The organism is Cupriavidus sp. CP313 (assembly GCF_054072015.1).
This window is the reverse complement of the sequence record NZ_JBSVZB010000005.1, coordinates 211,812-232,088: the sequence shown is the minus strand read 5'-3', so window position 1 is coordinate 232,088 and position 20,277 is coordinate 211,812. Positions and strand designations below refer to the sequence as shown.

Here is a 20,277-nt window from a genome sequence, read left to right as displayed (position 1 = left end):
ACGACAACGCAAGGGAGCGGCGCAAATGGAACATGGACTTGAAACGGCCACGCTGGGCGGCGGGTGCTTCTGGTGCCTGGAAGCGGTTTACCAGCAGGTCGATGGCGTGGTGGCGGTGGAGTCCGGTTATACCGGCGGGCATGTGGATCACCCGACTTACCAGCAGGTTTGCGACGGTGATACCGGGCACGTCGAGGTGGTGCGTGTCACCTTCAATCCGTCGGTGATCAACTTTCGCCAGATCCTGGAGATCTTCTTCGCCATCCACGACCCGACCACGCCGGACCGGCAGGGTAACGATGTGGGGCCGCAGTATCGGTCGGCGATCTTTACGCATTCGGAGGCGCAGCGGGCTACGGCGGAATACGTGATGCGGGAGTTGGCTGCTGCCAAGGTTTTTGATGCGCCGATTGTTACGCAAGTCGAGCCGGAGCAGCCCTACTGGCGCGCTGAGGCAAGTCACCAGAACTACTATCAGGACCATCCGAGCCAGGGGTACTGTGCCTTTGTGATCTCGCCGAAATTGGCCAAGTTTCGAAAGCAGTTTGGGGGGAAGTTGAGGAAGTAGGGGGCTGGCGCCATGCGGTCGGCGAGATCGGGATGCCAGAAGCACGAGGCTTCCCTACTGTGCCATTCGGCTTTCTACAGCATCAGCCAATTCACCCCTCCAACCTCGCAACGATCGCCTCAGCCAGCCGCACACAACTCAGCGGCGCGCAGCCTTCGGCGTTGTTGCTGACGATGACGATGGCCGGCTGCCCGGCGCGCAGCGTGCGCGCCACCACGTCTGCAATGGCATGTCGGGTATCGGGGTCGTCGTCGACGATGCGGTCGAATGGCGCATACAGCTTTTCCGCGTACGAATAGGGCCGGCCCCCATGCAGCATCCAGCGCAGGATCAGCGGACCCGGCGCTTCCTCGTCCATCACCGCCTGCGCCGCGGCCTGGCGCGGGACCGGCGGCAGGCGGTCGCGTGCCGACAGGCAGAAGCGCACCCCGTGACGGCGTAGCAGCCGGATGTAGCGTGGCGTCAGCAGTGCCGGGTCGCGCAACTCTACCGTGTAGCACGCATGCGGGGTGATCGACGGATCGAGCGCCGGCAGCGCGCCCAGAAAGGCGTCGAGCCGTTCCAGGAACACGGCGCTGTCGGCCAGCGGACCCATCGGCGACAGCTGGAACAGCAGCGGCCCGCATTTGCTGCCCAGCCCGCTGGTGGCGGGCACGATGAAGTCGCGCACCGCGATCTCCGCATCCAGGAAGGCGGCGTTGGCCAGCCGGCCGGCGCCGTCGGAGCCGCGCAGCCAGGCATCGCAGACGCTGGCGGGTGCCTTGACCAGGAAGCGGAAGCCGTCGGGGACCTGCGCGGCGTAGGACAGGTAGTCCGCCAGCGGGATCGGCCCGTAGAAGCCGCGGTCGATGCCGGCGGCGCGCAGCAGGGGGTGGCGCGAATAGGCGGCCAGGCCCTTGCGTGACAGCAGGCTGTCGCCGTAGTCGCCGTCATAGACCAGCCCGTTCCAGCCGGGGTAGGCCCAGGAGGACGTGCCGAAGTACAGGTTCGATGGCAGCCGTGCAGCGAGCGCGCGCAGGGCTTCGTCCGCCTGTGCGGGTTGCACGCTCTTGCCGCGCGCGGGTTTGCCGGAGGGGGCGGGCGGGACGGCCGCGCCCGGGTGGGAGGCGGGCCGTTCCGGAGGGGCAGGTGGGGTGGGCAGGGGCAGCCCGCCAAAGAGGTCTTCAGTCAATCGCCAGCGTTGCCTTCAGTCGTTGCGGCCAATGGGTTGGTCGTAGATATAGTGGCGCGACCACGGCAGCGTATCGGCCGGCAGCCGGGCCTTGTGGCAGACCACCTGGTAGATCGACATCTTCTCGGTCTCGAAGGCATGCGCGCAGCCGGCCAGGTAGACCCGCCAGATGCGGTATTTTTTCTCGCCGACCATGCTGCGGATGGTGTCGCCGCGGGCCTCGAAGTTGTCGGCCCAGTGGTGCAGCGTCTGCGCGTAGTGGCGGCGCAGCAGTTCGACGTCGAAGGCTTCCAGGCCGCCTTGCTGCAGCGTGCGCAGCACCAGCCCGATATGCGGCAGCTCGCCCTGCGGGAACACATAGCGGTCCATGAACTCGGCGCCGTCCATCGGCGTCGCGCCGTTGTCCGGGTCGGGCGAGGTGATGCCGTGGTTCATCACATAGCCGTCGTCGGCCAGCAGTTCGCGGATGCGGCTGAAGTAGCCGGGCAGGTTGTCCTTGCCCACATGCTCGAACATGCCGACGCTGGTGATGCGGTCGAAGGTGCCGGCGGTGTCGCGGTAGTCCTGCAGCCGGATCTCGATGCGGTCGGACAGGCCCGCGGCCTTGACGCGCTCGGTGGCCAGGTCGAACTGGTTCTGCGAAAGCGTGATGCCCACGCAGCGCGCCCCGAACTTCTGCGCGGCGCGCAGCACCAGCGCGCCCCAGCCGCAGCCGATGTCCAGCAGCGTCTGGTCCGGCTGCAGCCGGATCTTGGTCAGGATGTGGTCGATCTTCTTGAGTTGCGCCGTGGCCAGGTCTTCGTCGCCGTGCTCGAAGTAGGCGCAGGAGTAGACCATGTTGGGATCGAGCCAGAGCTTGTAGAAGTCGTTGGAGACGTCGTAGTGGTACTGGATCGAGTTCTTGTCTTCCTGCTTGGTATGCGCGAAGTGCTGCGCCACCTTGAACAGCGCGCCGCCGGCGCGGTGCGTGGCCGCGGCCGAGAAGTCGTAGGCGACCTTGATGATGTCCGTCAGCCTGCCCTCGAAGTCGATTTTCTCCTGCACATACGCTTCGCCGAGGTTGTCCAGGCTCGGCGTCAGCAGCAGCGGCAGGGCCGCGGCCTCGCGTATGGTCAGCGTGACAGCCGGCTTGTCGAAGTGCCCGAGCGGGTATTCGGTGCCATTCCACAGCCGCAAGCTGACCGGCAGATTGGCATTTTCTCGCAGGTCGGCGATCCAGTTGTCGAGTTGCTTTTCCAGGGCTTGCTTGAAAAACATGCGCTTTACCTCCCGATGGTTGCGGCACACGCTTCGGCCGACGCATCAGGCAAGGTTGGTACTGAGCTGGAACCTTGCCCAATCCGTCGCGAACGCTGCAGGAAAAGAGTAACCAAGCGACGCCTGTCTCACTTTAGTTCAATTCCGCAGCTTGTGCAGCGCACCGTCCAGAAGACCCCACTACCGACCCGTTCGGCGCTGTTGGCGCATGTTCAGACGCGCGCCAGCCTCCTCAGGGCGACAGCCGCACGATCTGCCAGTCGCCGCCGGGTTGCAGGCGGAAGGCGATACGGTCGTGCAGCCGCGACGGGCGGCCCTGCCAGAACTCCAGCGCGGTCGGCACCAGGCGGTAGCCGCCCCAGTGCGGCGGGCGCGGCGGGTTTTCGCCGAACTTGCTGCGGTATTCCTGCTCGCGCTGCTCCAGCACGTCGCGGCCGGGCACCTCGCGGCTTTGCGCAGAGGCCCAGGCGCCCACGCGCGAGCCCAGCGGGCGCGTGGCGAAATAGGCGTCGCTCTCGTCGTCCGAGACTTTCTCGACGTGGCCTTCGACGCGTACCTGGCGCTCCAGCTGCACCCAGTGGAACAGCAGCGCCGCGCGCGGGTTTGCCGCCAGGTCCAGGCCCTTGCGGCTTTCGTAGTTGGTGAAGAAGGTGAAGCCCCGGTCGTCGATGCCCTTGAGCAGCACGATGCGCGCGGACGGCTGGCCGTCGGCGTCGACCGTGGCCAGGGTCATGGCATTGGGTTCGGGCAGCTTGGCCGTGACCGCCTCGTCGAACCAGCGTTTGAACTGGCTCATCGGGTCGGGCGCTACGTCGGTTTCGGACAGCGAGCCCAGCACATAGGTACGGCGAAGGTCGGCAAGTTGAGTCATGTCGCAATCATCAGGATATCGGTCGGGATGCGCGGTGCGCCCGGGGGCGGGGGCCGCAGGTCCGGCTGATTCGAGTATAGCGAATGCATCGGGGATCGCATTTGCGTGGCGACAAGCGTATCGGCAGCGCCACCTGCCGCGGGGGCTAAACCGGCGGTGGCAGCACCTTGCGCCCCTGGCGCCGCGAGTAGTAACCGGCCGCGCCCATCGCGCCCGCCATCGACAGGAAGATCGGCAGCATGCCCAGCGCCGTGCCGACCACGCCAAACGTGAGCGGCCACACCACCTGGCTGGTATTGAGCACCGCCGAGCGCAGGCCCAGCGCCTCGCCGGCGCGGCCGTGCGGCGACGCCGCGTGCAGGATGTTCATGACATTGGGCTGGGCGCTGCCCAGCGCCAGGCCCAGCACGAAGGCGAGCCCGCACATCGGCCAGAAGTGCGTGACGAAGGGGTAGGCCAGGTAGGCCAGCGCGCCCACCAGCAGCGCGGTGCGGATGATTTTCCACTCCGAGAGCCGGCGCGACACCGCCGGCATCGCCACGCGGATGGCAAAGGTGGCCATGGCGAAAGCGCCCAGCACCCAGCCGATCGACGACGGCGACAGGCCGATGCGCGAGCCCTGGATCGGGATCAGGAAGGCGTGCAGGTCCCATGCGGCGGACAGCACCGCGCTGGCGATGAACACCGCGCGCAGTTCGGGATGCTGCAGCAGGTCCAGCGTGGAGCGGCGGCTGCCGTCCTCGATGGCTATGCGCCCGGCATTGCCGCCTTGCGCCGGCAGGCGCGGACGCACCCATTGCAGGCCGGCCTGGCCGACCAGCGCCACCGCCACCAGCACCATGAAGGCGGGGCGGAAGCCCGCATGCTCGATCACGTAGCCCATCGCCACCGGCCCGAGCGTGCCGGACACCGACAGCCCCAGCGCATGCCAGGTGTAGTTGCGCAGGCGGGTCTCATTGGTGGAGACCTGGCCGATCAGCAGCTGCATCGCCACCTGCACCAGCATGAAGCCCACGCCGATCAGCGCGCATGACAGGTACAGCGCGCCGAGGTCGTGCCAGAGCGCCGGCAGCAGCGTGCCCGCCACCACCATCAGCGAGCCCGCGGTCATCGGCTTGCGCGGCCCGATCTGGTCGATGCGCTTGCCGGCGCGGATCGCCAGCAGCATCGGCAGCACCGCATACAGCGACATCAGCACGCCGAGCGTGACAGTGGAAGCCTGGAGGGAAATCGCGAACAGCGACACCACCACGCGGCTGGCATTGAAGGCCAAGTGGTTGCACACCGTCAGTGCGATCAGCCAGGTGATCGGCGGGACGGCGGCGTGCGACAGCGTCATGGGGCGGGGCGGCGAGTGGCGTCGTGAGACCGCGCTCGTGGCGGCCGGCGCGGCCGTGCCGAGGCGGAAAAACAGGGCGGCCGTGGCCGCGCCTTTCGAAGGAGGCAACACGGGCGAGCCCGCACCGCATCCGATGCTTGCCATGCTTAAACTTCTTGTAAATGGCCGTTTAATTATGCGCCGGGCGTGGGCGCGGCACAACGGCTGCGTGCGGCAGGATGTCGCAGCGGGGCAAAGTGTTGCGATTTTGCTTCAGACAAGGGCGGACATGTGGCCGCCAGGCGACGCGCCATGGTTCGCACGCACCTCAACCGCCCTTGTACAGGGCATCGTTGGCCGGGCGCGCCGGCGCCGGCGCCGGCTTGCGCTCGTCGCGCTCGCCGGGGCGTGCGGGCTGGCGGGTCTGGGCGTCAGCCTGCGCGGCGGTGCCCGGCGTTTCCTTCGGAATCGGCTTGCCTGCGACCATGCCGCTCTTGCCGGTCCCCGGATCCTTGTAGGTCTTGCCCGGTGGCGGCGCGACCGGGCGTTTGCGCAGGTCGGCCAGCAGCGTTGCGCACAGGTTGTCTTCGCCGCCCGGGGACAGGTCCACCAGCGGCAGCACCGCCGTCGCCACCGGTGCCAGAAGCGCCAGCGACAGCGCGCCGCCGGCGCGCAGCGCCAGCACCCCGATATCGGGGCTGACGGACGGCTTCTTCATGGTGCCGCCCACGTACAGCGGCGAGCGCAGCGAGAACACGCGCACGCCCTTGGAGTCCGGGTGGATGGTCAGCGCCAGCTTTTCATTGCGCAGGTCGATGCCGCCGGTGGTCTCGATCACCGCATCGTCCGTATCCAGCACGAAGGTGCGCGCGCGCGCGATGCCGTTGGTGAAGGCAAAGTCGCTGACGCCGCAGTTGATCCGCACCGGCCTGTCGCCGAACAGCTTGCGGATCACCACGCTGCCCACGTTCAGCCCCATCGCTTCAAGCAGGAACTTGCTGACCGTGCCGTTCTCGACCAGCAGCTTGGCTTCGCCGTTGGAAGAGGCCATCAGCGCCGCCACTGAATTGCCGGTGGCCGAGAGCTTGGCGCTGCCGTTGAGTTCGCCGATGCTGGCGCGCATCAGGTCAAAGGTGGGGAACAGCTGCTTGAGCTTCATGTGGCGCGCGGTCATGTCAACCATGGCGCCCATCGGCTCGCGCTTGCCGTCCAGGCGCATGGTCGACACCAGGTTGCCGCCGGCCACGCCGAAATTCAGCGGGTCCAGCAGCAGCACGCCGTCCTCCAGCTTCAGGTGCGTGACCAGGTCGGTGACCGGCAGGTCGGCATCGCGGATGATGCGCTTGCCGGTAAAGCGTACGTCGGCGTCGATCTCGTCCCAGCGCTCGGTGCGGAACGGGGCCACCGGCAGCGCCTTGTCGGAGGGCTGGGCTACCGGGCTGTCCTTGGCGGGGCGGCCGGGTTTGGCATCGGCGCCGATCAGCGGGGCCAGGTCGACAAAGCGCAGCTGGTTCGACACCAGGTTGCCCGCCAGCAGCGGACGCGGGTCACGCTTGGTGAAGGTCAGCGTGCCGGACAGGTCGCTGCCGCCGACGCGGCCGGTGAACTTCTGGTACTCGTAGACCGAGCCTTGCTTGCGCAGCGTTGCCATCAGCCGGCCGCGGGTCTCATACGGCGGCGTGGACGGCAGCACCACGCCGGTCAGCGCATAGAGCCTGGCCATGCTGTCGCCGGCCAGCGTCAGGTGCACGTCCAGCGCGGCCAGGTGGGCGGGATTGGTCACCGTGCCTTCGATCACCGCGCGGGTGGTGCCCACGCGCACGTCGGCCTGGATCGGGAAGGGCGTGTTGGTATTGCGCAGGCTCAGCACCGTGCCGGCCTTGCCGCTGGCGTTGATGGTGGCATCGTTGTAGCGGCCGGTGGCTTTCCAGCGCACGCCGTAGCGGCCGTTGGCGGCGGTGGCCGAGGCCGGCGGACCGGAGGCGCCGGGTGCCGAAGCCGCCACCGCGCTGGCGGGCGGGCCTGGCGCCACCGCGGGCGCTTCCGGCGTCACCAGCGCGCCGTCGCGGGCCTTGTCATAGAGCGGGCGCTCGCCGATGGTGTCGAGCTCGGCCTGCAGTTCGATCTTCTCCAGCTGGTCCGACAGCGTCAGGTTGCCGCGCGCCAGCACCACCTCGCCGATATCGAGCTCCCACTCGGAGGTGCCCTGCTTGGGGCCAAATTCGAAGGTCCAGTTGTTGCGGGCGTCGGGCAGCCGCTCCAGCCACACCGCGGGGCTGTCGATGACGATGGTGGGTACCGCGATCTGGTGGGTCAGCAGCGGCACCGGGCGCAGCACGAAGATCAGCTCGCGCACGGTGGCGATACTGGGCTGCTTGGCCCAGTCGGGATTGCCGATGGTGATGTCGCGCGCCGACAGCCGCGGCCACGGCACAAGGGTGTGCCAGCCTTTCTCGCCCTCGCCGTGGCGCCAGGTCACGGTCAGGTCGCCGTTGATGGCAAAGGGCCGGCTGATGGCCTCCGAGACGCGGTCGTTGAGCCAGGGCTTGAGGCGGTTCCAGTCGAAGGTCAGGATCACGACCACCAGCAGCGCGATCAGCGCAACCGGTGTCAGCACACTCCACAGAACAACCTTGCGGCGCACGGGCATGAGGCGGGCTCTCCTGTCTGGCGGGGGGCAGGTCCGGGGCCGCCCACGCCAGCGCGGGGCGGCGAACGGACCACTGCACGTCTATTGTATAGTTGCGCGCTTCCTGTCTTTGTCGGGGATTGGCTGACATCGCCGCCGGAAAACGCCGGATTCTTGCCCCGGCGCAGCCGGGCGCCGACCCTGCCGATCTCCATCGACCCGATTCCTCCAGCATGAACGATGCCGCACACGACCTGGCCGGCCTGCCCGAGCCGCTGACCCACGAAAGCCCGGCCGAAGATGACTACCACCGCCGCTTCGGCGGCGTGGCACGGCTCTATGGCGCCGCCGGCCTGGCCCGCCTGGAGGCGGCCAGCGTGTGCGTGGTCGGCATTGGCGGCGTCGGCAGCTGGGCGGCCGAGGCACTGGCGCGCAATGCGGTCGGGCGCATCACGCTGATCGACCTGGACCATATCGCGCTGTCCAACACCAACCGCCAGATCCATGCGCTGGGCGATGCCTACGGGCGCGCCAAGGTCGAGGCGATGGCCGAGCGCATCGTGGCCATCAACCCGCGCTGCCAGGTGACGCAGGTCGATGATTTCGTCACGCCGGACAACGTGCCCGAGCTGCTCGGCGCCGGCTATGACTACGTGATCGACGCCATCGATGCGGTGCGCGTCAAGACCGGGATGCTCGGCTGGGCCCGGCGCCAGGGCGTGCCGGTGATCACCTGCGGCGGCGCGGGTGGCCAGCTCGACCCCACGCGCGTGCGTATCGACGACCTGGCGCGCACGATCCAGGACCCGCTGCTGTCCAAGGTGCGCGCCGGCCTGCGCAAGCAATGGGGCTTTACGCGCGACCCGAAGAAAAAGTTCGGCATTGCGGCGGTCTATTCGGACGAGCCGCTGCAATATCCCGAACCCGAGCAGCAGGCCTGCGAGATCGACGAGGCGCCGCCGGTGGACGGGCAGCCGGGCCAGACAGCCATGCGCGGCCCGCAGGGGCTGGCGTGCGCGGGCTTTGGCTCGTCGGTGGCGGTGACGGCGGTGTTCGGCTTTGTCGCGGCGTCGGCGGTGATCGGCGAGATCGCGCGCGGCTGAAGCCGCTCGGCCGCTCAGGCGCTCAGCGCGCGCAGCAGCCCGTCGATCTCGGCGTCGCCGGGTGCCTGGTTGTCGAAGAAGATCAGTTCCGGATAGTCCTCGGGTGCCGGCATGAAGCGCCGGGTGCGGTAGGCCTCCCAGTGGCCCAGCTTGTAGGCGTCGTTGGGATTGCCGCGCCGGACGATGCGCGCATGGGCCTCGTCTTCCGGCAGGTGGACCCAGACCGTGCGCGCCGTGGTGCCGGCGGGCACGTGCAGCCAGTCGGGGTCATGCAGCAGGTGGGCCTTGACCTCGCGCGACAGCGGGCCGATCACGATCACGCTGATGCCCAGCGCCAGGTTCTCGCGCGCGGTGTCGAGCAGGCCCTGGTATTCCGGGTCGCGCAGGTTGTCCAGGTAGGCCGGGCTGTCGCGGTCATTGGGGTCGCCGGTGATGGCCGCCATGGCCGCGGCGCTGTAGCGGCCGTAGAGGGTGTCCTTGTCGAGCAGGCAGAAGGGCTCGCCGGTGGCCTGCATCAGCGGGCCGATCAGGCGGTGGGCGAGGGTGGTCTTGCCGGTGCCGGCATGGCCGCAGAAGAAGATCAGTCGTGGCATGAGGGATAGGTGTAGCGGACAGGGCGCATCGCCCACAGCATACCCCTGGCTTGCGCCAGATCAGGCCCGGGCCGCGCCGATTCGGTATCCTTGCCGTTTTCCCCACGATTGCCGTCGATCCCATGGACGCCAAAGACCAGCTTTCCTCCGCCGCCCTGCCGGACCACCTCCATCTGGGCGAACCGGTCACCGACGCCACCCATGCCGAGTTCGTGCAGCTGCTGGCCGCGGTGGCCGGCGCCGACGACGCCGGCTTCCTGGCGGCGATGGACGAATGGATCGACCATACCCGCCATCATTTCGCCCAGGAAGAGCAGTGGATGGAGGCGATGGGCTTCGGCCCGCGCCATTGCCACGCGGGCGAGCACCAGCAGGTGCTGGCCGTGGCCGCCGCGGTGCGCGACAAGGTGCACACCGATGCCGAGTTCCAGCTGGGCCGCCGGCTGGTGGCCGAGCTCTCAGGCTGGTTCGACCATCACGTCAAGTCGATGGACGCGATGATGGTGGAGCATATGCGCGAGCACGGCTTCACGCTGGTCGAAGGCCCCGTCACCGCGGCCTGAGCGCAGTCAGGCCGGGTGGGCGGCGTCGCGGTCGATCACCACGAAATACTTGCGCACCGGTGCCAGCACCTCGAACAGCCCGGTAAAGCCAGCCGGGATCACGCAGGCGTCGCCGGGGCCGAAGTCGCTGGCCTGGCCGGCATCGTCGCTGATGCGGATCCGGCCGCTGATGACATGGAAGAACTCTTCCTTGCCGGCCGGGAAGGCGATGCGCCACGCGCCGGGCTCGCACGCCCAGATGCCGCAGTCGAAATCGCCGTGCTGCGCGCTGTAGTGCGTCCAGGTGGTGCGGTCGGGGTTGCCTGACACCAGCCGGTCTGGGCGCGGGCGGTCGTGGCTGGGGGCGGGCTCGGTCTTGAAGTCGATCAGGCGGGGCGCTGGCATGGCGGATGGCAAGAAAAATGGCGGAACTGAGTCCGCCAGTTTACCGCGCCGGGGCCGCAGCCCGGCCGCTCAGTTCAGCGCCGTGCTCAGCTGGCGGCGCCAGCGAGACACCACGTCGGGCCGGTCGGCCAGCATCTCGAACACCGACAGCATGGTCATGCGGCCGATATCGTCCTCGAAGGTGCGGTCGGTGCGCACGATTTCCAGCAACTGCTCCAGCGCCGGCTCGTACTGCTGGCGCGCGATCAGCAGCCTGGCCAGGTCCAGCCGCGCCGCCAGGTCGCGCGGGTCGGCGGCAATGCGCCCGCTCAGGGTGGACTCGTCTGGCAGGCCGGACAGGCTCTCCATCGCGTCCACGCGCATGCGCAGCGCGGCATAGGCGTCCTGCTGCGCGGCCTGCGGCGACAGGGCCTCGAACTGCGACTTGGCCTCGGTGATCGCATTGCCGTCCAGCAGGAAGCCGATATAGGCCAGCCGGGCGGCGTCGGTATCGGGGTCGAGCGCAATGGCTTCGTCGAACTTCGCCTCGGCGCCGGCCCGGTCGCCCTCGGCGGCCAGTTGCAGCGCGTCATGCAGGGCCGCCTGCGCGGGCTTGGGCATCAGCCGCCCCAGGAATTCACGCAGGCCGGACTCGGGCAGCACGCCGATGAACTGGTCCACCGCCTGGCCGTCGGCAATCGCCACCACGTGCGGGATGCTGCGCACGCCGAAGTGCGCGGCCAGGTCCTGGTTCTCGTCGACATTGACCTTGACCAGCTTCCACTGGCCGCCGGCCTCGGTCTCCAGCCGTTCCAGCATCGGGCCCAGCGTGCGGCAGGGGCCGCACCACGGCGCCCAGAAGTCGACCAGCACGGGCGCCTGGCGCGAGGCCTCGATCACTTCGGTTTCGAAATTCTGCAGGGTGACGTCGCTCATGGGAAATCCTGGATCGGGGAGAGGCGGGTGCGGCCAGCCTGGGCGGGCCGCCCGCAGGGGCAAGTCAGGGCAATCTGTACCCCTATTGTGAGGGCGAAGGCGCCGAATGCAACGCCCTGTGCCAATACCGCGCCCGCAGTGTCCGGGAAAGTCTGTGGTTGAAAATAGAACGATCGTTCAGTTATAGTCCTTGACCATACCGAAAGACCCGGTCCGCGAGACCGCACAGGAGACGTTGCATGCAGACCCCAGCTCGCCCGCATTTCCAGTTCTGGCCGAAGCGCCTGCCGACCGCCATCGTGCTGCCGGAAACCTCGCTGTGGGCCAACCTGGAAGTCTCGGCGCTCCGCTATGCCGACAAGGCCGCGATCCGCTACTTCGGCAATGCCATCACCTTCCGTGAACTGGAGGCGCAGGCCACCGCGCTGGCCGGCTGGCTGCAGGAGAAAGCGGGCGTGAAGAAGGGTGACCGGGTGCTGCTGTACATGCAGAACTGCCCGCAGTTCATCGTCAGCTACTACGCCATCCTGCGCGCCGACGCGGTGGTGGTGCCGGTCAACCCGATGAACCGCGCCGAGGAATTCAAGCATTACGTGACCGATGCGCAGGCGCGCGTGGCGATCTTCACCGCCGACCTGGCCGCCGGGGTCGAGCAGGCGCAGGCGGAGCTGGCGCCGGCCGAGCGCCTGCAGCATTTGCTGGTGACCCAGTATGCCGATGCACTGCCGCCCACCCACGAACACCCGGAAGACGCGCCGCCGGCCTGGCTGACCACGCCGCATCCGCTTCCCGCGGGCGCCACCGCGTGGCGCGAGGCGCTGGGCGCCGGCCTGCAGCCCGGCCCGCACACCGCCGGCCCGGACGACATGGCGGTGATGCCCTACACCTCGGGCACCACCGGCTTCCCCAAGGGCTGCATCCATACGCACCGTTCTGTGATGCACAACATCGTCGGCGGCGCGACCTGGTCGGGCTCGGGCGCCGAATCGGTGATCCTGTCGGTGCTGCCGCTGTTCCACGTCACCGGCATGCAGTACGGCATGAACGGTCCAATCTACAGCGGCGCCACCGTGGTGATGCTGCCGCGCTGGGACCGCGAGGTGGCCGGCCGCCTGATCTCGCGCTACCAGGTCACGCACTGGACCAATATCCCGACCATGGTGATCGACTTCCTGGCCAGCCCCAACATGGCCCAGTTCGACCTGTCCAGCCTGCGCTATATCGGCGGCGGCGGCGCGGCCATGCCGCAGGCCGTGGCCGAGCGCCTGCGCGAGCAGTTCGGGCTGAACTACCTGGAAGGCTACGGCCTGTCCGAGACCATGGCGCCGACGCACAGCAACCCGTCGGACCGGCCCAAGCTGCAGTGCCTGGGCGTGCCGACCTTCAACACCGACGCGCGCGTGGTCGATCCGGTCACGCTCAAGGAACTGCCGCCCAACGAGATCGGCGAGATCATCGTCAGCGGCCCGCAGGTGTTCAAGGGCTACTGGGGCAAGCAAGACGCCACCCGCGACGCCTTTATCGAGTTCGAGGGCAAGACCTTCTTCCGCACCGGCGACCTGGGCCGCATGGACGAGGAGGGCTACTACTTCATCACCGACCGCCTCAAGCGCATGATCAATGCGTCGGGCTTCAAGGTGTGGCCGGCCGAGGTGGAGAACCTGCTGTACAAGCATCCGGACGTGCAGGAGGCCTGCATCATCGGCACGCGCGACCCGTACCGCGGCGAGACCGTCAAGGCGGTGGTGGTGCTGCGCGCCCATGCCAAGGGCAAGACCACGCCGGAAGCCATCATCGAATGGGCCAAGGAGAACATGGCCGCCTACAAGTACCCGCGCGTGGTGGAGTTCGTTGAGGCGCTGCCGAAGTCGGGCACCGGCAAGGTGATGTGGCGCCATCTGCAGGAAAGCGAGAATGCGCGCAACACCGGCGCAGGGGAGAAGCCCGCGGCCTGAGGCAGCCGGGGTAGCCAATGAAAAAGGCTGGTCGATCGACCAGCCTTTTTTCGTTCACGCGGTGCCGGCCCTCAATTGGCCTCAATGCCCCCGCACCCGCATCAGCATCCTCACCATCGTCTTGTAGCCCCGCTCGCGCGCATGGCGCGTGGGCGTCACGCCTTCGCGGTCGGCGAGGTTGGCGTCAGCGCCGGCATCCAGCAGCAACTGCACCGTTTCCTCGTAGCGGGTGCTGCCATCGCCCAGGACCACCGCCTCGAGCAGCGCGGTCCAGCCCAGGTCGTTGACATGGTCCACGGCAACGCCGGCCTTCAGCAGCAGCTTCACCACTTCCACATGGCCGTGCTGGCTGGCGGCGATCAGCGCGGTGCCGTCATAGCGGTCGGTGCTGGCCAGGTCGGCGCCGTGCGCCAGCGCCAGGCGCACCATGTCGGCCTGGCCGGTGGCGGCTGCCAGCAGGAAGGGGCTGTTGGCATCGGCGTCCTTCAGGTTCACATCGGCGCCGGCCAGCAGCAGCGTGCGCGCGACTTCGGCGTGCCGGTTCTGCACGGCCGCCAGCAGGGCGCTGCGCCCGCGCTCGTCGGCCGCGCGCGCCGAGGCGCCGGCGGCCAGCAGGCGCGCCACCAGTTCCTGGTCGCCGGCGCTGGCGGCGGTGATCAGGTTGCGGTCGAGCGTGCCGATGGCGTCGCGGCGTAGCGGCGGCTCCATGGCCGCGCTGCGCGGCGGGCGGGCGGCGGGCTGGCTGGCCGCGCCGCCGGCGGGCCGTGCCGCCAGGGTCTGCCCGCCCTGGGCCGCCAGCAGGCCGCCCCCCATCAGCAATCCCATCAGGCCCAGCAGCTCGTTGAGTGCCTGTCTGCGGGTGCGGGCGGCGGGGCGCGTCATGGCGGCAGCTCCTTGGCTCAGACGATTTCGTGGGGGCTGGCCGGCAGGGGCGCTGTGTCGTCGAGGGCGGCGTGCGCAGCGCGCTCGGCGTCGGCGGCATCGTCGGCCTGCAGCTGGCGCCAGAGCCGGCCCAGGTAGGGATCGTCGACACCGTTGGTGGCCAGGCCCAGCAGGGTTTGCTGCAGGTATTCGCGCGCGGGGCCGTACAGTCCGGCAGCGTGGCGCAGGCGCTCGACCACGCTGAGATCCGGCAGCCGGCCAGCGTAGGCCTCGTGCGAACGGTTCATGACGAAGGCGAGGGCGCGCTGCTCAGGCGCGCAGCCATCCCCGATGCGGATGCGCAGCCAGCGCGGATGGTAGGCCCCGGTCAGCATCTCGCGGCGCCACAGCACGCGGAATTCCTGCTCGACCACATGGCTGGGGATGCGGAACACCATGCCGTGGCAGCAGCCGCCGCGGTCCAGGCCCAGCACCAGGCCCGGGTTGTCCCAGGTGCCCCGGTTGATGCGGGAATAGAGGTAGAAGCCGCGGTGGTAGCCGTGCACCGTGGCGCGCTGGCGCTCGGTGTGCACCACCATCGGGTTCCAGATCAGCGAGCCATAGCCGAACAACAAGACATCGCCGTCAAGCGCGGGATCTTCCGGACGGCGCGCCAGCGTATCGGACAGTGACTGTTCCAGCACGGCTTCCGGCAGCAGCGAGGACGCGACCGGAGTACTGCACAGCGAGGTGCGCAGATGGTCGGATTCAAGGTCCTGTCGCGTGATGGCCATGCTGCAAGCATAAATCAAAGCTGCGCCACGGGAAGGTGGGGGAAATGACATAAGTGCCAGTTTTCCTCGGAATTGGCTGAGCGAGCGGGGCGGGTGTGGGCGCTTCGCAACGGTTGCGGCGGCGTGCCGTCTCTGTCACTCGCGGCGGACGAGCGCTGCCCCACCTTTGTCCGCGATCAGGCAGCCGCGAATTGCTGGCCCGTGCGGCTGCCATGTCCTTACAATGGGGGCCTCAATCCGACCAGGGGGAACCTGCGATGGCACGTACGCTTACGGTGGTGTTCGGCAGCGGCAAGGAATATGACTTCACGATCGGCACGGACGAGCTGGCCGCGGTCACCGAGGACGCCGCGTGGCGCTGGTTCGACCGGGAATACACCGAGCTGGACTGCCAGGCGTCGAGCCCGGTCGGCAAGGTGCTGGTGATCGACAAGATCCTGAATGTCGCCAAGTTTTCCGGAGAAGCGCGCTTCTCCGGCGATCCTGCCTGGGCGCAGGACTATGCCCGCCATGCGGCGCGGCTGCTGGACCGGGACAAGGTCCGCGTCGATGTCGGCAACGCCGCCATCGGGTTCTGAGGCGCGGGCGCGCCAGCAAAACGGGTAGTTGCCGGGGTTGTCGCCCCTGCCTGTGCAGGCGCGACAACCTTCTTGCCGGCTTAGATCGCCAGCAGTTCCACTTCAAACAGCAGGGTAGCGTTCGGCGGGATCACGCCGCCGGCGCCGCGGGCACCGTAGCCGAGGTCGGCCGGGATCACCAGGCGGCGCACGCCGCCCACCTTCATGCCCTGCACGCCTTCGTCCCAGCCGCGGATCACATGGCCGGCACCCAGCGGGAACACGAACGGGTCGTTGCGGTCCTTGCTCGAATCAAACTTGCGGCCAGCCTGGCCGTTCTCGTAGAGCCAGCCGGTGTAGTGCACGGTGACGTGCTTGCCGGCGGTGGCTTCGGCGCCGGCGCCGACGGTGGTGTCTTCGTATTGCAGGCCAGAGGGCGTGGTTTGCATGGCGTATTTCCTTCCGATGGGAACAGACGTGGTGAGAGGAGAACGCAGCGCGGCTGCGTTCAGGCTTGGGCGCGCTGGAGCACATCCAGCGTCAGTTGCACATTGCGGTCGTCGTCGGCCACCCAGATGTCGCCGTCCTGGATCGTCACCGACAGGCGCATGGCGCGCTGCGCCAGCGCGGCCAGGGCTTCGACCGCTTCCGCCGGGACATTGTAGATGGTGACGTTGCGCAGCTTGCCGGCCTTGCCCGCCATGCCCTTCCACCATTCGCGCGCACTGGCGGCGTTGTAGGTATAGACGGTCACGCGCTCGGCGCGGGCCGCGGCGCGCTTCAGGCGCGCTTCGTCGGGCTGGCCCAGTTCGACCCAGTGGGCGATGTCGCCGGTCAGGCGCTTGTCCCACAGGTCGGGTTCGTCGGGTTCGTCCAGGCCGCGCGTGAAGGTCAGCGTTTCGGTGGCTTCGCAGGCAAAGGCCAGCAGGCGCACCATCATGCGCGCGTCATTCTCGGACGGGTGCTGGGCGATGGTCAGGCTGTGGCTGCCGTAGTAGGGCCGGTCCATGTCGGAGACCGACAGGTCAGCTTTGAAGATGGTGGATTTGAGCGCCATGAGGTGAAGTGTGCGGCAGGCGCCCCGGCTGGGGTGCGGGAGACGCAAAAGGCCGCATCATACGCCATTTGCCGGACACGGCTTGCCGGCCCGGCATACTGGCGCCGCGGCTCAGCGCTTGCGGTATTCCTTGAGGTAGAAGCGCAGCAGCGCCGACAGCAGCAGCGTGCTCAGGAAGCCGGCGGCAACGATCAGCGCCTGCCCGGCGGTGGTGTCGATCTGGCCGGCCACCCCGAGGCGGAACAGCCAGGTGCCGACCATCATCGCCAGGAACGGCATCAGCAGCGCGCCGCGGCCGTAGGTCTGCACTGCCCACAGCGGGAAGCGGCGCAGGAAGTCGCCCGGAATGCTGCAGGCCAGGCAGGCACCGGCAGCTGCCAGTGCGGCGGCCACGATGTCGCCGGAATGGATGTCGTACATGGTCTCGGTCTCGCGCGCCCCCATCAGGCACACGCAGGCGAGCGTGGCGGGAATTGGGCAAAGCGCTGATTCTACAAGAGAAATTTGCGCCAAAGGTGACGAATAGGGTTACTGTGGGGTGCTGCCCGCGGGCGATGCCTCGATCGCCACTTGCAGCGTCACGGTGTCGCCTACCTCGGGCAGGAAGCGGGTCATGCCAAAGGCACTGCGCGGCACCTCGGCGCGGAAGTCGCCGCCGCAGACCTGCCGGCTCACGCCGAACAGGGTCACCTCGCCGCAGCGGAAGCGCTCGGCCTGCAGGCGCAGTGGCTGCGTGACGCCGTGCAGCGTCAGCTCACCTTCCACGGCGGCCAACCGGCCGCCTTCCATCAGGAAGCGGTTCGCGCGCAGCCGCGCCACCGGGTGCTGGGCAGTATCGAAGAATTGTGCCGAACGCAGCACGCCGTCCAGGGTGCGGTTGCCGGTATCGACCGAGGCCAGGTCCACGGTCACGTCGAGTGCGCCGGCGCCGCTGTCCGCGTCATAGACGAGGCGCCCGTCGATCTTGCCGAAGCGCCCGCGCACCGAACTGCGCTCGAAATGGCTGGCGGAAAAATAGACGGTGGTGTGCGCCGGATCGATGGTGTATTCAAGCGGCGCCGCCTGCGCAGCGGTGATGCCCAGGGCGGCAGCAAGTGCCAGCGTGCGTGCGGCCATGGCTCAGTCGGCGTTCAGTGGACAAACACGGGCAGCAGGAACATCCCCACCACCGACAGGTAGCTGATGGTCCAGCACAGCGTGCGCAGCGTGGCGCGGTCGGTCACGTAGCACACGGTGTAGAGCAGGCGGGCCACGATGAAAACCACCGCCAGCTCGTCGATGCGGGCCTGCGGCGCCTGCAGTTGGCTGGCGGCCAGCACGGCGGCGGCAAAGAAGGGGAAGGCCTCGAAGTGGTTGCGGTGCGCCATGTCGGCGCGGCGCGCGCGGCCGGACTGCTGCTCCAGCCAGCCGCGCGGGTCATGGTTGTCATAGCCAGGCCCGCTGGCCTTGGCGATGGCCACCGTCGCCAGCGGCAGGATGCCGGCCAGCAGCACGCACCAGAAAGCGATCGGCATAGTCCAGTCCTTTCGGTTGCAATGCCGGCGCCGCCATCACTGGCGCCACCGGCCCGGCCCGCGCAGTCAGGCGGCGACCACGCGGATCTCGATGCCCGCCAGGCCCACCACCTGCCCGGCGCGGATCTTGGCAGTCTTGCGCGATTCGGGCGCGCCGTCCACCGAGACTTCGCCGGCGGCGACCAGCGCCTTGCCGGCGCCGCCGCTGTCGCACACGCCCGCCAGCTTGAGCAGGTCATTGAGCGCGATGAACTCGCCCTCGAGCGGGAAGGTGATGGTTTGCACGGCTGCCTTGCCAGGTTTGGCCATCACTTGCCCCAGCTGTCTTTCAGACCGACGATGCGGTTGAAGACTGGCTTGCCCGGCTGCGAATCGCTGCGGTCGGCAACGAAGTAGCCATGGCGCTCGAACTGGAAGCGGTCTTCCGGCTGCGCCTCGCGCAGGCCCGGCTCCAGGTAGGCGGTGATCACCTGCTTGGAATCCGGGTTGAGCGTATCCAGGAAGTTCTTGCCGCCGGCATCCGGGTTGGGGTCGTTGAACAGGCGGTCGTACAGGCGCACTTCGGCCTCGTACGCGTGCGCCGCGCTGACCCAGTGGATCACGCCCTTCACCTTGACGCTGTCGGCGCCCGGCGTGCCGCTCTTGGTTTCGGGCAGGTAGCTGGCGCGCACGGCGATCACGTTGCCGTCGGCATCCTTGTCCACGCCGGTGCACTCGATGACATAGCCGTACTTCAGCCGCACCTTGTTGCCGGGGAACAGGCGGAAGTAGCCCTTGGGCGGGGTCTCGTTGAAGTCCTCGCGCTCGATCCACAGCTCGCGCGACAGTGGGAACACGCGGCGGCCTAGTTCCGGCTGCTTCGGGTGCACCGGCGCCGAGCACTCTTCGCTCTGGCCTTCGGGGTAGTTGTCGATCACCAGGCGCAGCGGGTCCAGCACGGCCACGCCGCGCGCGGCACGGCCGTCCAGGTCGTCGCGCACCGCGCCTTCGAGGGTGCTCATGTCGATCCAGCTGTCGGCCTTGGCCACGCCCACGCGGTCGCAGAACAGCTGGATCGATTCCGGGGTGTAGCCGCGGCGGCGCACGCCCACCAGCGTGGGCATGCGCGGATCGTCCCAGCCGTCCACGCGCTGCTCGTCGACCAGCTGCTTGAGCCTGCGCTTGCTGGTGATGGCGTAGGTCAGGTTCAGGCGTGCGAACTCATACTGGTGCGGCAGCGGGTCGCGGAACACGCCGCTGTCGCGCAGGTGCTCCAGCACCCAGTCGTACAGCGGGCGGTTGTTCTCGAACTCCAGCGTGCACAGCGAGTGCGTGATGTTCTCCAGCGCGTCCGAGATGCAGTGGGTGAAGTCGTACATCGGGTAGATGCACCACTTGTCGCCCGTGCGGTGGTGATGCGCATGGCGGATGCGGTAGAGCACCGGGTCGCGCATCACGATATTGGGCGCGGTCATGTCGATCTTCGCGCGCAGCACGTGCTCGCCGTCGGCGTATTTGTCGGCGCGCATGTCGCGGAACAGCTGCAGGTTCTCTTCGACGCTGCGGTCGCGGTAGGGCGAGGGCTTGCCCGGCTCGGAGAAATTGCCGCGGCTGGCGGCGATCTGCTCGGCGCTCTGGCTGTCGATATAGGCGGCGCCGCGCTCGATCAGGGTCTCGGCAAAGGCGTAGAGCTGGTCGAAGTAGTCGCTGGCGTAGTACAGGTGCGGCTGTTTGGCGCCGTCCTTGCCCTCGCTGTCCCAGGAAAAGCCCAGCCAGTGCACCGCGTCGATGATCGAATCGACGTATTCGGTGTCTTCCTTGACCGGGTTGGTGTCGTCAAAGCGCAGGTGGCAGCGGCCGCCGTAGTCGCGCGCCAGCCCGAAGTTCAGGCAGATGCTCTTGGCGTGGCCGATATGCAGGTAGCCGTTGGGCTCCGGCGGGAAGCGGGTGATGACGGTCGGCAGCGGCTCGCCGGCCTTGTCCTGGCGGCCGGCATAGGTGCTGGCGGCGAGGTCCTGGTCGATGATGCTCCGCAGGAAGTTGGAGGCGGCGGGGGTGCTGTCGGTAGGCTTGTTGTCGTGGCTCATGATGGCGCCGGTTGGCCGGCCGGAAGCGTCTGGGTGCTTGGGGCCGGGTCGTCAGATTGCGTGGCGGAATGCCAATAACGGGATTTTACCGTGCCGGAGCC

22 protein-coding genes are annotated in these 20,277 nt (G+C 68.2%); 5 read left to right on the top strand and 17 right to left on the bottom strand.

All coding sequences use genetic code 11. From position 1 onward, the window contains the following. The first annotated feature begins 25 nt into the window (after positions 1 to 25). Positions 26 to 568 carry a peptide-methionine (S)-S-oxide reductase MsrA gene (gene msrA, locus ACW4E8_RS09670; protein ID WP_456804294.1) on the top strand — a complete coding sequence of 181 codons (543 nt, stop codon included), beginning with the start codon at positions 26 to 28 and terminating at the stop codon, positions 566 to 568. Between the two features lie 91 nt (positions 569 to 659). On the opposite strand, the gene ACW4E8_RS09665 is transcribed toward msrA, so the two are convergent. The 5 genes from ACW4E8_RS09665 to ACW4E8_RS09645 all read right to left on the bottom strand — a co-directional run bounded on the left by ACW4E8_RS09665 (position 660) and on the right by ACW4E8_RS09645 (position 7,835). Next, positions 660 to 1,739 carry a DUF72 domain-containing protein gene (locus ACW4E8_RS09665; RefSeq protein ID WP_456804293.1) on the bottom strand — a complete coding sequence of 360 codons (1,080 nt, stop codon included), beginning with the start codon at positions 1,737 to 1,739 and terminating at the stop codon, positions 660 to 662. 15 nt (positions 1,740 to 1,754) lie between these two features. Beyond that, entirely contained in the window at positions 1,755 to 2,996 is a 1,242-nt protein-coding gene (locus ACW4E8_RS09660; RefSeq protein WP_456804292.1) for a class I SAM-dependent methyltransferase, read from the bottom strand. Positions 2,997 to 3,228: 232 nt separating this feature from the next. Further along, complete coding sequence (gene pdxH, locus ACW4E8_RS09655; protein WP_456804291.1) at positions 3,229 to 3,867, bottom strand: pyridoxamine 5'-phosphate oxidase; 639 nt, start codon at positions 3,865 to 3,867, stop codon at positions 3,229 to 3,231. A 145-nt stretch (positions 3,868 to 4,012) separates the two neighbouring features. Further along, positions 4,013 to 5,206 (bottom strand): MFS transporter, encoded by a 1,194-nt coding sequence (locus ACW4E8_RS09650; protein WP_456804290.1) that lies wholly within the window; start codon positions 5,204 to 5,206, stop codon positions 4,013 to 4,015. A gap of 307 nt (positions 5,207 to 5,513) precedes the next feature. Continuing rightward, on the bottom strand, positions 5,514 to 7,835 hold the full coding sequence (locus ACW4E8_RS09645) for an AsmA family protein (RefSeq protein ID WP_456804289.1): 2,322 nt from the start codon (positions 7,833 to 7,835) through the stop codon (positions 5,514 to 5,516). A 212-nt stretch (positions 7,836 to 8,047) separates the two neighbouring features. Between ACW4E8_RS09645 and tcdA the strand changes: the two genes are divergently transcribed. Further along, positions 8,048 to 8,917, top strand: coding sequence for a tRNA cyclic N6-threonylcarbamoyladenosine(37) synthase TcdA (tcdA, locus tag ACW4E8_RS09640; RefSeq protein ID WP_456804288.1), 870 nt, complete (start codon positions 8,048 to 8,050; stop codon positions 8,915 to 8,917). Between the two features lie 14 nt (positions 8,918 to 8,931). Here the strand turns inward: tcdA and ACW4E8_RS09635 are convergent, their stop codons facing one another. Further along, complete coding sequence (locus ACW4E8_RS09635) at positions 8,932 to 9,510, bottom strand: AAA family ATPase (protein WP_456804287.1); 579 nt, start codon at positions 9,508 to 9,510, stop codon at positions 8,932 to 8,934. Positions 9,511 to 9,632: 122 nt separating this feature from the next. Here ACW4E8_RS09635 and ACW4E8_RS09630 point away from each other — a divergent pair, with 122 nt between their 5' ends. Continuing rightward, on the top strand, positions 9,633 to 10,073 hold the full coding sequence (locus ACW4E8_RS09630) for a bacteriohemerythrin (protein WP_456804286.1): 441 nt from the start codon (positions 9,633 to 9,635) through the stop codon (positions 10,071 to 10,073). A 6-nt stretch (positions 10,074 to 10,079) separates the two neighbouring features. Here the strand turns inward: ACW4E8_RS09630 and ACW4E8_RS09625 are convergent, their stop codons facing one another. Both ACW4E8_RS09625 and trxA read right to left on the bottom strand, forming a co-directional pair. Continuing rightward, positions 10,080 to 10,457 (bottom strand): cupin domain-containing protein, encoded by a 378-nt coding sequence (locus ACW4E8_RS09625; RefSeq protein ID WP_013957582.1) that lies wholly within the window; start codon positions 10,455 to 10,457, stop codon positions 10,080 to 10,082. A 69-nt stretch (positions 10,458 to 10,526) separates the two neighbouring features. Continuing rightward, the gene (gene trxA / locus ACW4E8_RS09620) at positions 10,527 to 11,372 is read right to left on the bottom strand and encodes a thioredoxin (protein WP_456804285.1); all 846 of its coding nucleotides are present in this window, start codon (positions 11,370 to 11,372) and stop codon (positions 10,527 to 10,529) included. A gap of 239 nt (positions 11,373 to 11,611) precedes the next feature. On the opposite strand from trxA, the gene ACW4E8_RS09615 reads away from it, so the two are divergent. After that, positions 11,612 to 13,327 (top strand): long-chain fatty acid--CoA ligase, encoded by a 1,716-nt coding sequence (locus ACW4E8_RS09615; RefSeq protein ID WP_456804284.1) that lies wholly within the window; start codon positions 11,612 to 11,614, stop codon positions 13,325 to 13,327. Positions 13,328 to 13,408: 81 nt separating this feature from the next. Here the strand turns inward: ACW4E8_RS09615 and ACW4E8_RS09610 are convergent, their stop codons facing one another. Together ACW4E8_RS09610 and ACW4E8_RS09605 are read right to left on the bottom strand one after the other, a co-directional pair. Further along, on the bottom strand, positions 13,409 to 14,209 hold the full coding sequence (locus tag ACW4E8_RS09610; RefSeq protein WP_456804283.1) for an ankyrin repeat domain-containing protein: 801 nt from the start codon (positions 14,207 to 14,209) through the stop codon (positions 13,409 to 13,411). A gap of 17 nt (positions 14,210 to 14,226) precedes the next feature. Then, complete coding sequence (locus ACW4E8_RS09605; protein ID WP_456804282.1) at positions 14,227 to 15,033, bottom strand: gamma-glutamylcyclotransferase; 807 nt, start codon at positions 15,031 to 15,033, stop codon at positions 14,227 to 14,229. Between the two features lie 206 nt (positions 15,034 to 15,239). Here ACW4E8_RS09605 and ACW4E8_RS09600 point away from each other — a divergent pair, with 206 nt between their 5' ends. Continuing rightward, positions 15,240 to 15,560, top strand: a complete 321-nt coding sequence (locus tag ACW4E8_RS09600; RefSeq protein ID WP_013957577.1) for a hypothetical protein — start codon at positions 15,240 to 15,242, stop codon at positions 15,558 to 15,560. An 80-nt stretch (positions 15,561 to 15,640) separates the two neighbouring features. Here the strand turns inward: ACW4E8_RS09600 and ACW4E8_RS09595 are convergent, their stop codons facing one another. From ACW4E8_RS09595 to ACW4E8_RS09565, 7 genes are all read right to left on the bottom strand, one after another. After that, on the bottom strand, positions 15,641 to 15,988 hold the full coding sequence (locus ACW4E8_RS09595; RefSeq protein WP_456804281.1) for an FKBP-type peptidyl-prolyl cis-trans isomerase: 348 nt from the start codon (positions 15,986 to 15,988) through the stop codon (positions 15,641 to 15,643). Between the two features lie 59 nt (positions 15,989 to 16,047). Further along, complete coding sequence (locus tag ACW4E8_RS09590; RefSeq protein WP_456804280.1) at positions 16,048 to 16,596, bottom strand: YaeQ family protein; 549 nt, start codon at positions 16,594 to 16,596, stop codon at positions 16,048 to 16,050. 111 nt (positions 16,597 to 16,707) lie between these two features. Then, positions 16,708 to 17,016 carry a hypothetical protein gene (locus tag ACW4E8_RS09585; protein WP_456804279.1) on the bottom strand — a complete coding sequence of 103 codons (309 nt, stop codon included), beginning with the start codon at positions 17,014 to 17,016 and terminating at the stop codon, positions 16,708 to 16,710. Positions 17,017 to 17,124: 108 nt separating this feature from the next. Next, positions 17,125 to 17,712 (bottom strand): YceI family protein, encoded by a 588-nt coding sequence (locus tag ACW4E8_RS09580; RefSeq protein WP_456804278.1) that lies wholly within the window; start codon positions 17,710 to 17,712, stop codon positions 17,125 to 17,127. 14 nt (positions 17,713 to 17,726) lie between these two features. Continuing rightward, positions 17,727 to 18,110 carry an MAPEG family protein gene (locus ACW4E8_RS09575; RefSeq protein WP_456804277.1) on the bottom strand — a complete coding sequence of 128 codons (384 nt, stop codon included), beginning with the start codon at positions 18,108 to 18,110 and terminating at the stop codon, positions 17,727 to 17,729. 66 nt (positions 18,111 to 18,176) lie between these two features. Then, the gene (locus tag ACW4E8_RS09570) at positions 18,177 to 18,419 is read right to left on the bottom strand and encodes an RNA-binding S4 domain-containing protein (protein WP_010813694.1); all 243 of its coding nucleotides are present in this window, start codon (positions 18,417 to 18,419) and stop codon (positions 18,177 to 18,179) included. Beyond that, positions 18,419 to 20,176 carry a glutamine--tRNA ligase/YqeY domain fusion protein gene (locus ACW4E8_RS09565; RefSeq protein ID WP_456804276.1) on the bottom strand — a complete coding sequence of 586 codons (1,758 nt, stop codon included), beginning with the start codon at positions 20,174 to 20,176 and terminating at the stop codon, positions 18,419 to 18,421. The genes ACW4E8_RS09570 and ACW4E8_RS09565 overlap by 1 nt, the downstream gene beginning before the upstream one ends. Between the last annotated feature and the right edge of the window lie 101 nt (positions 20,177 to 20,277).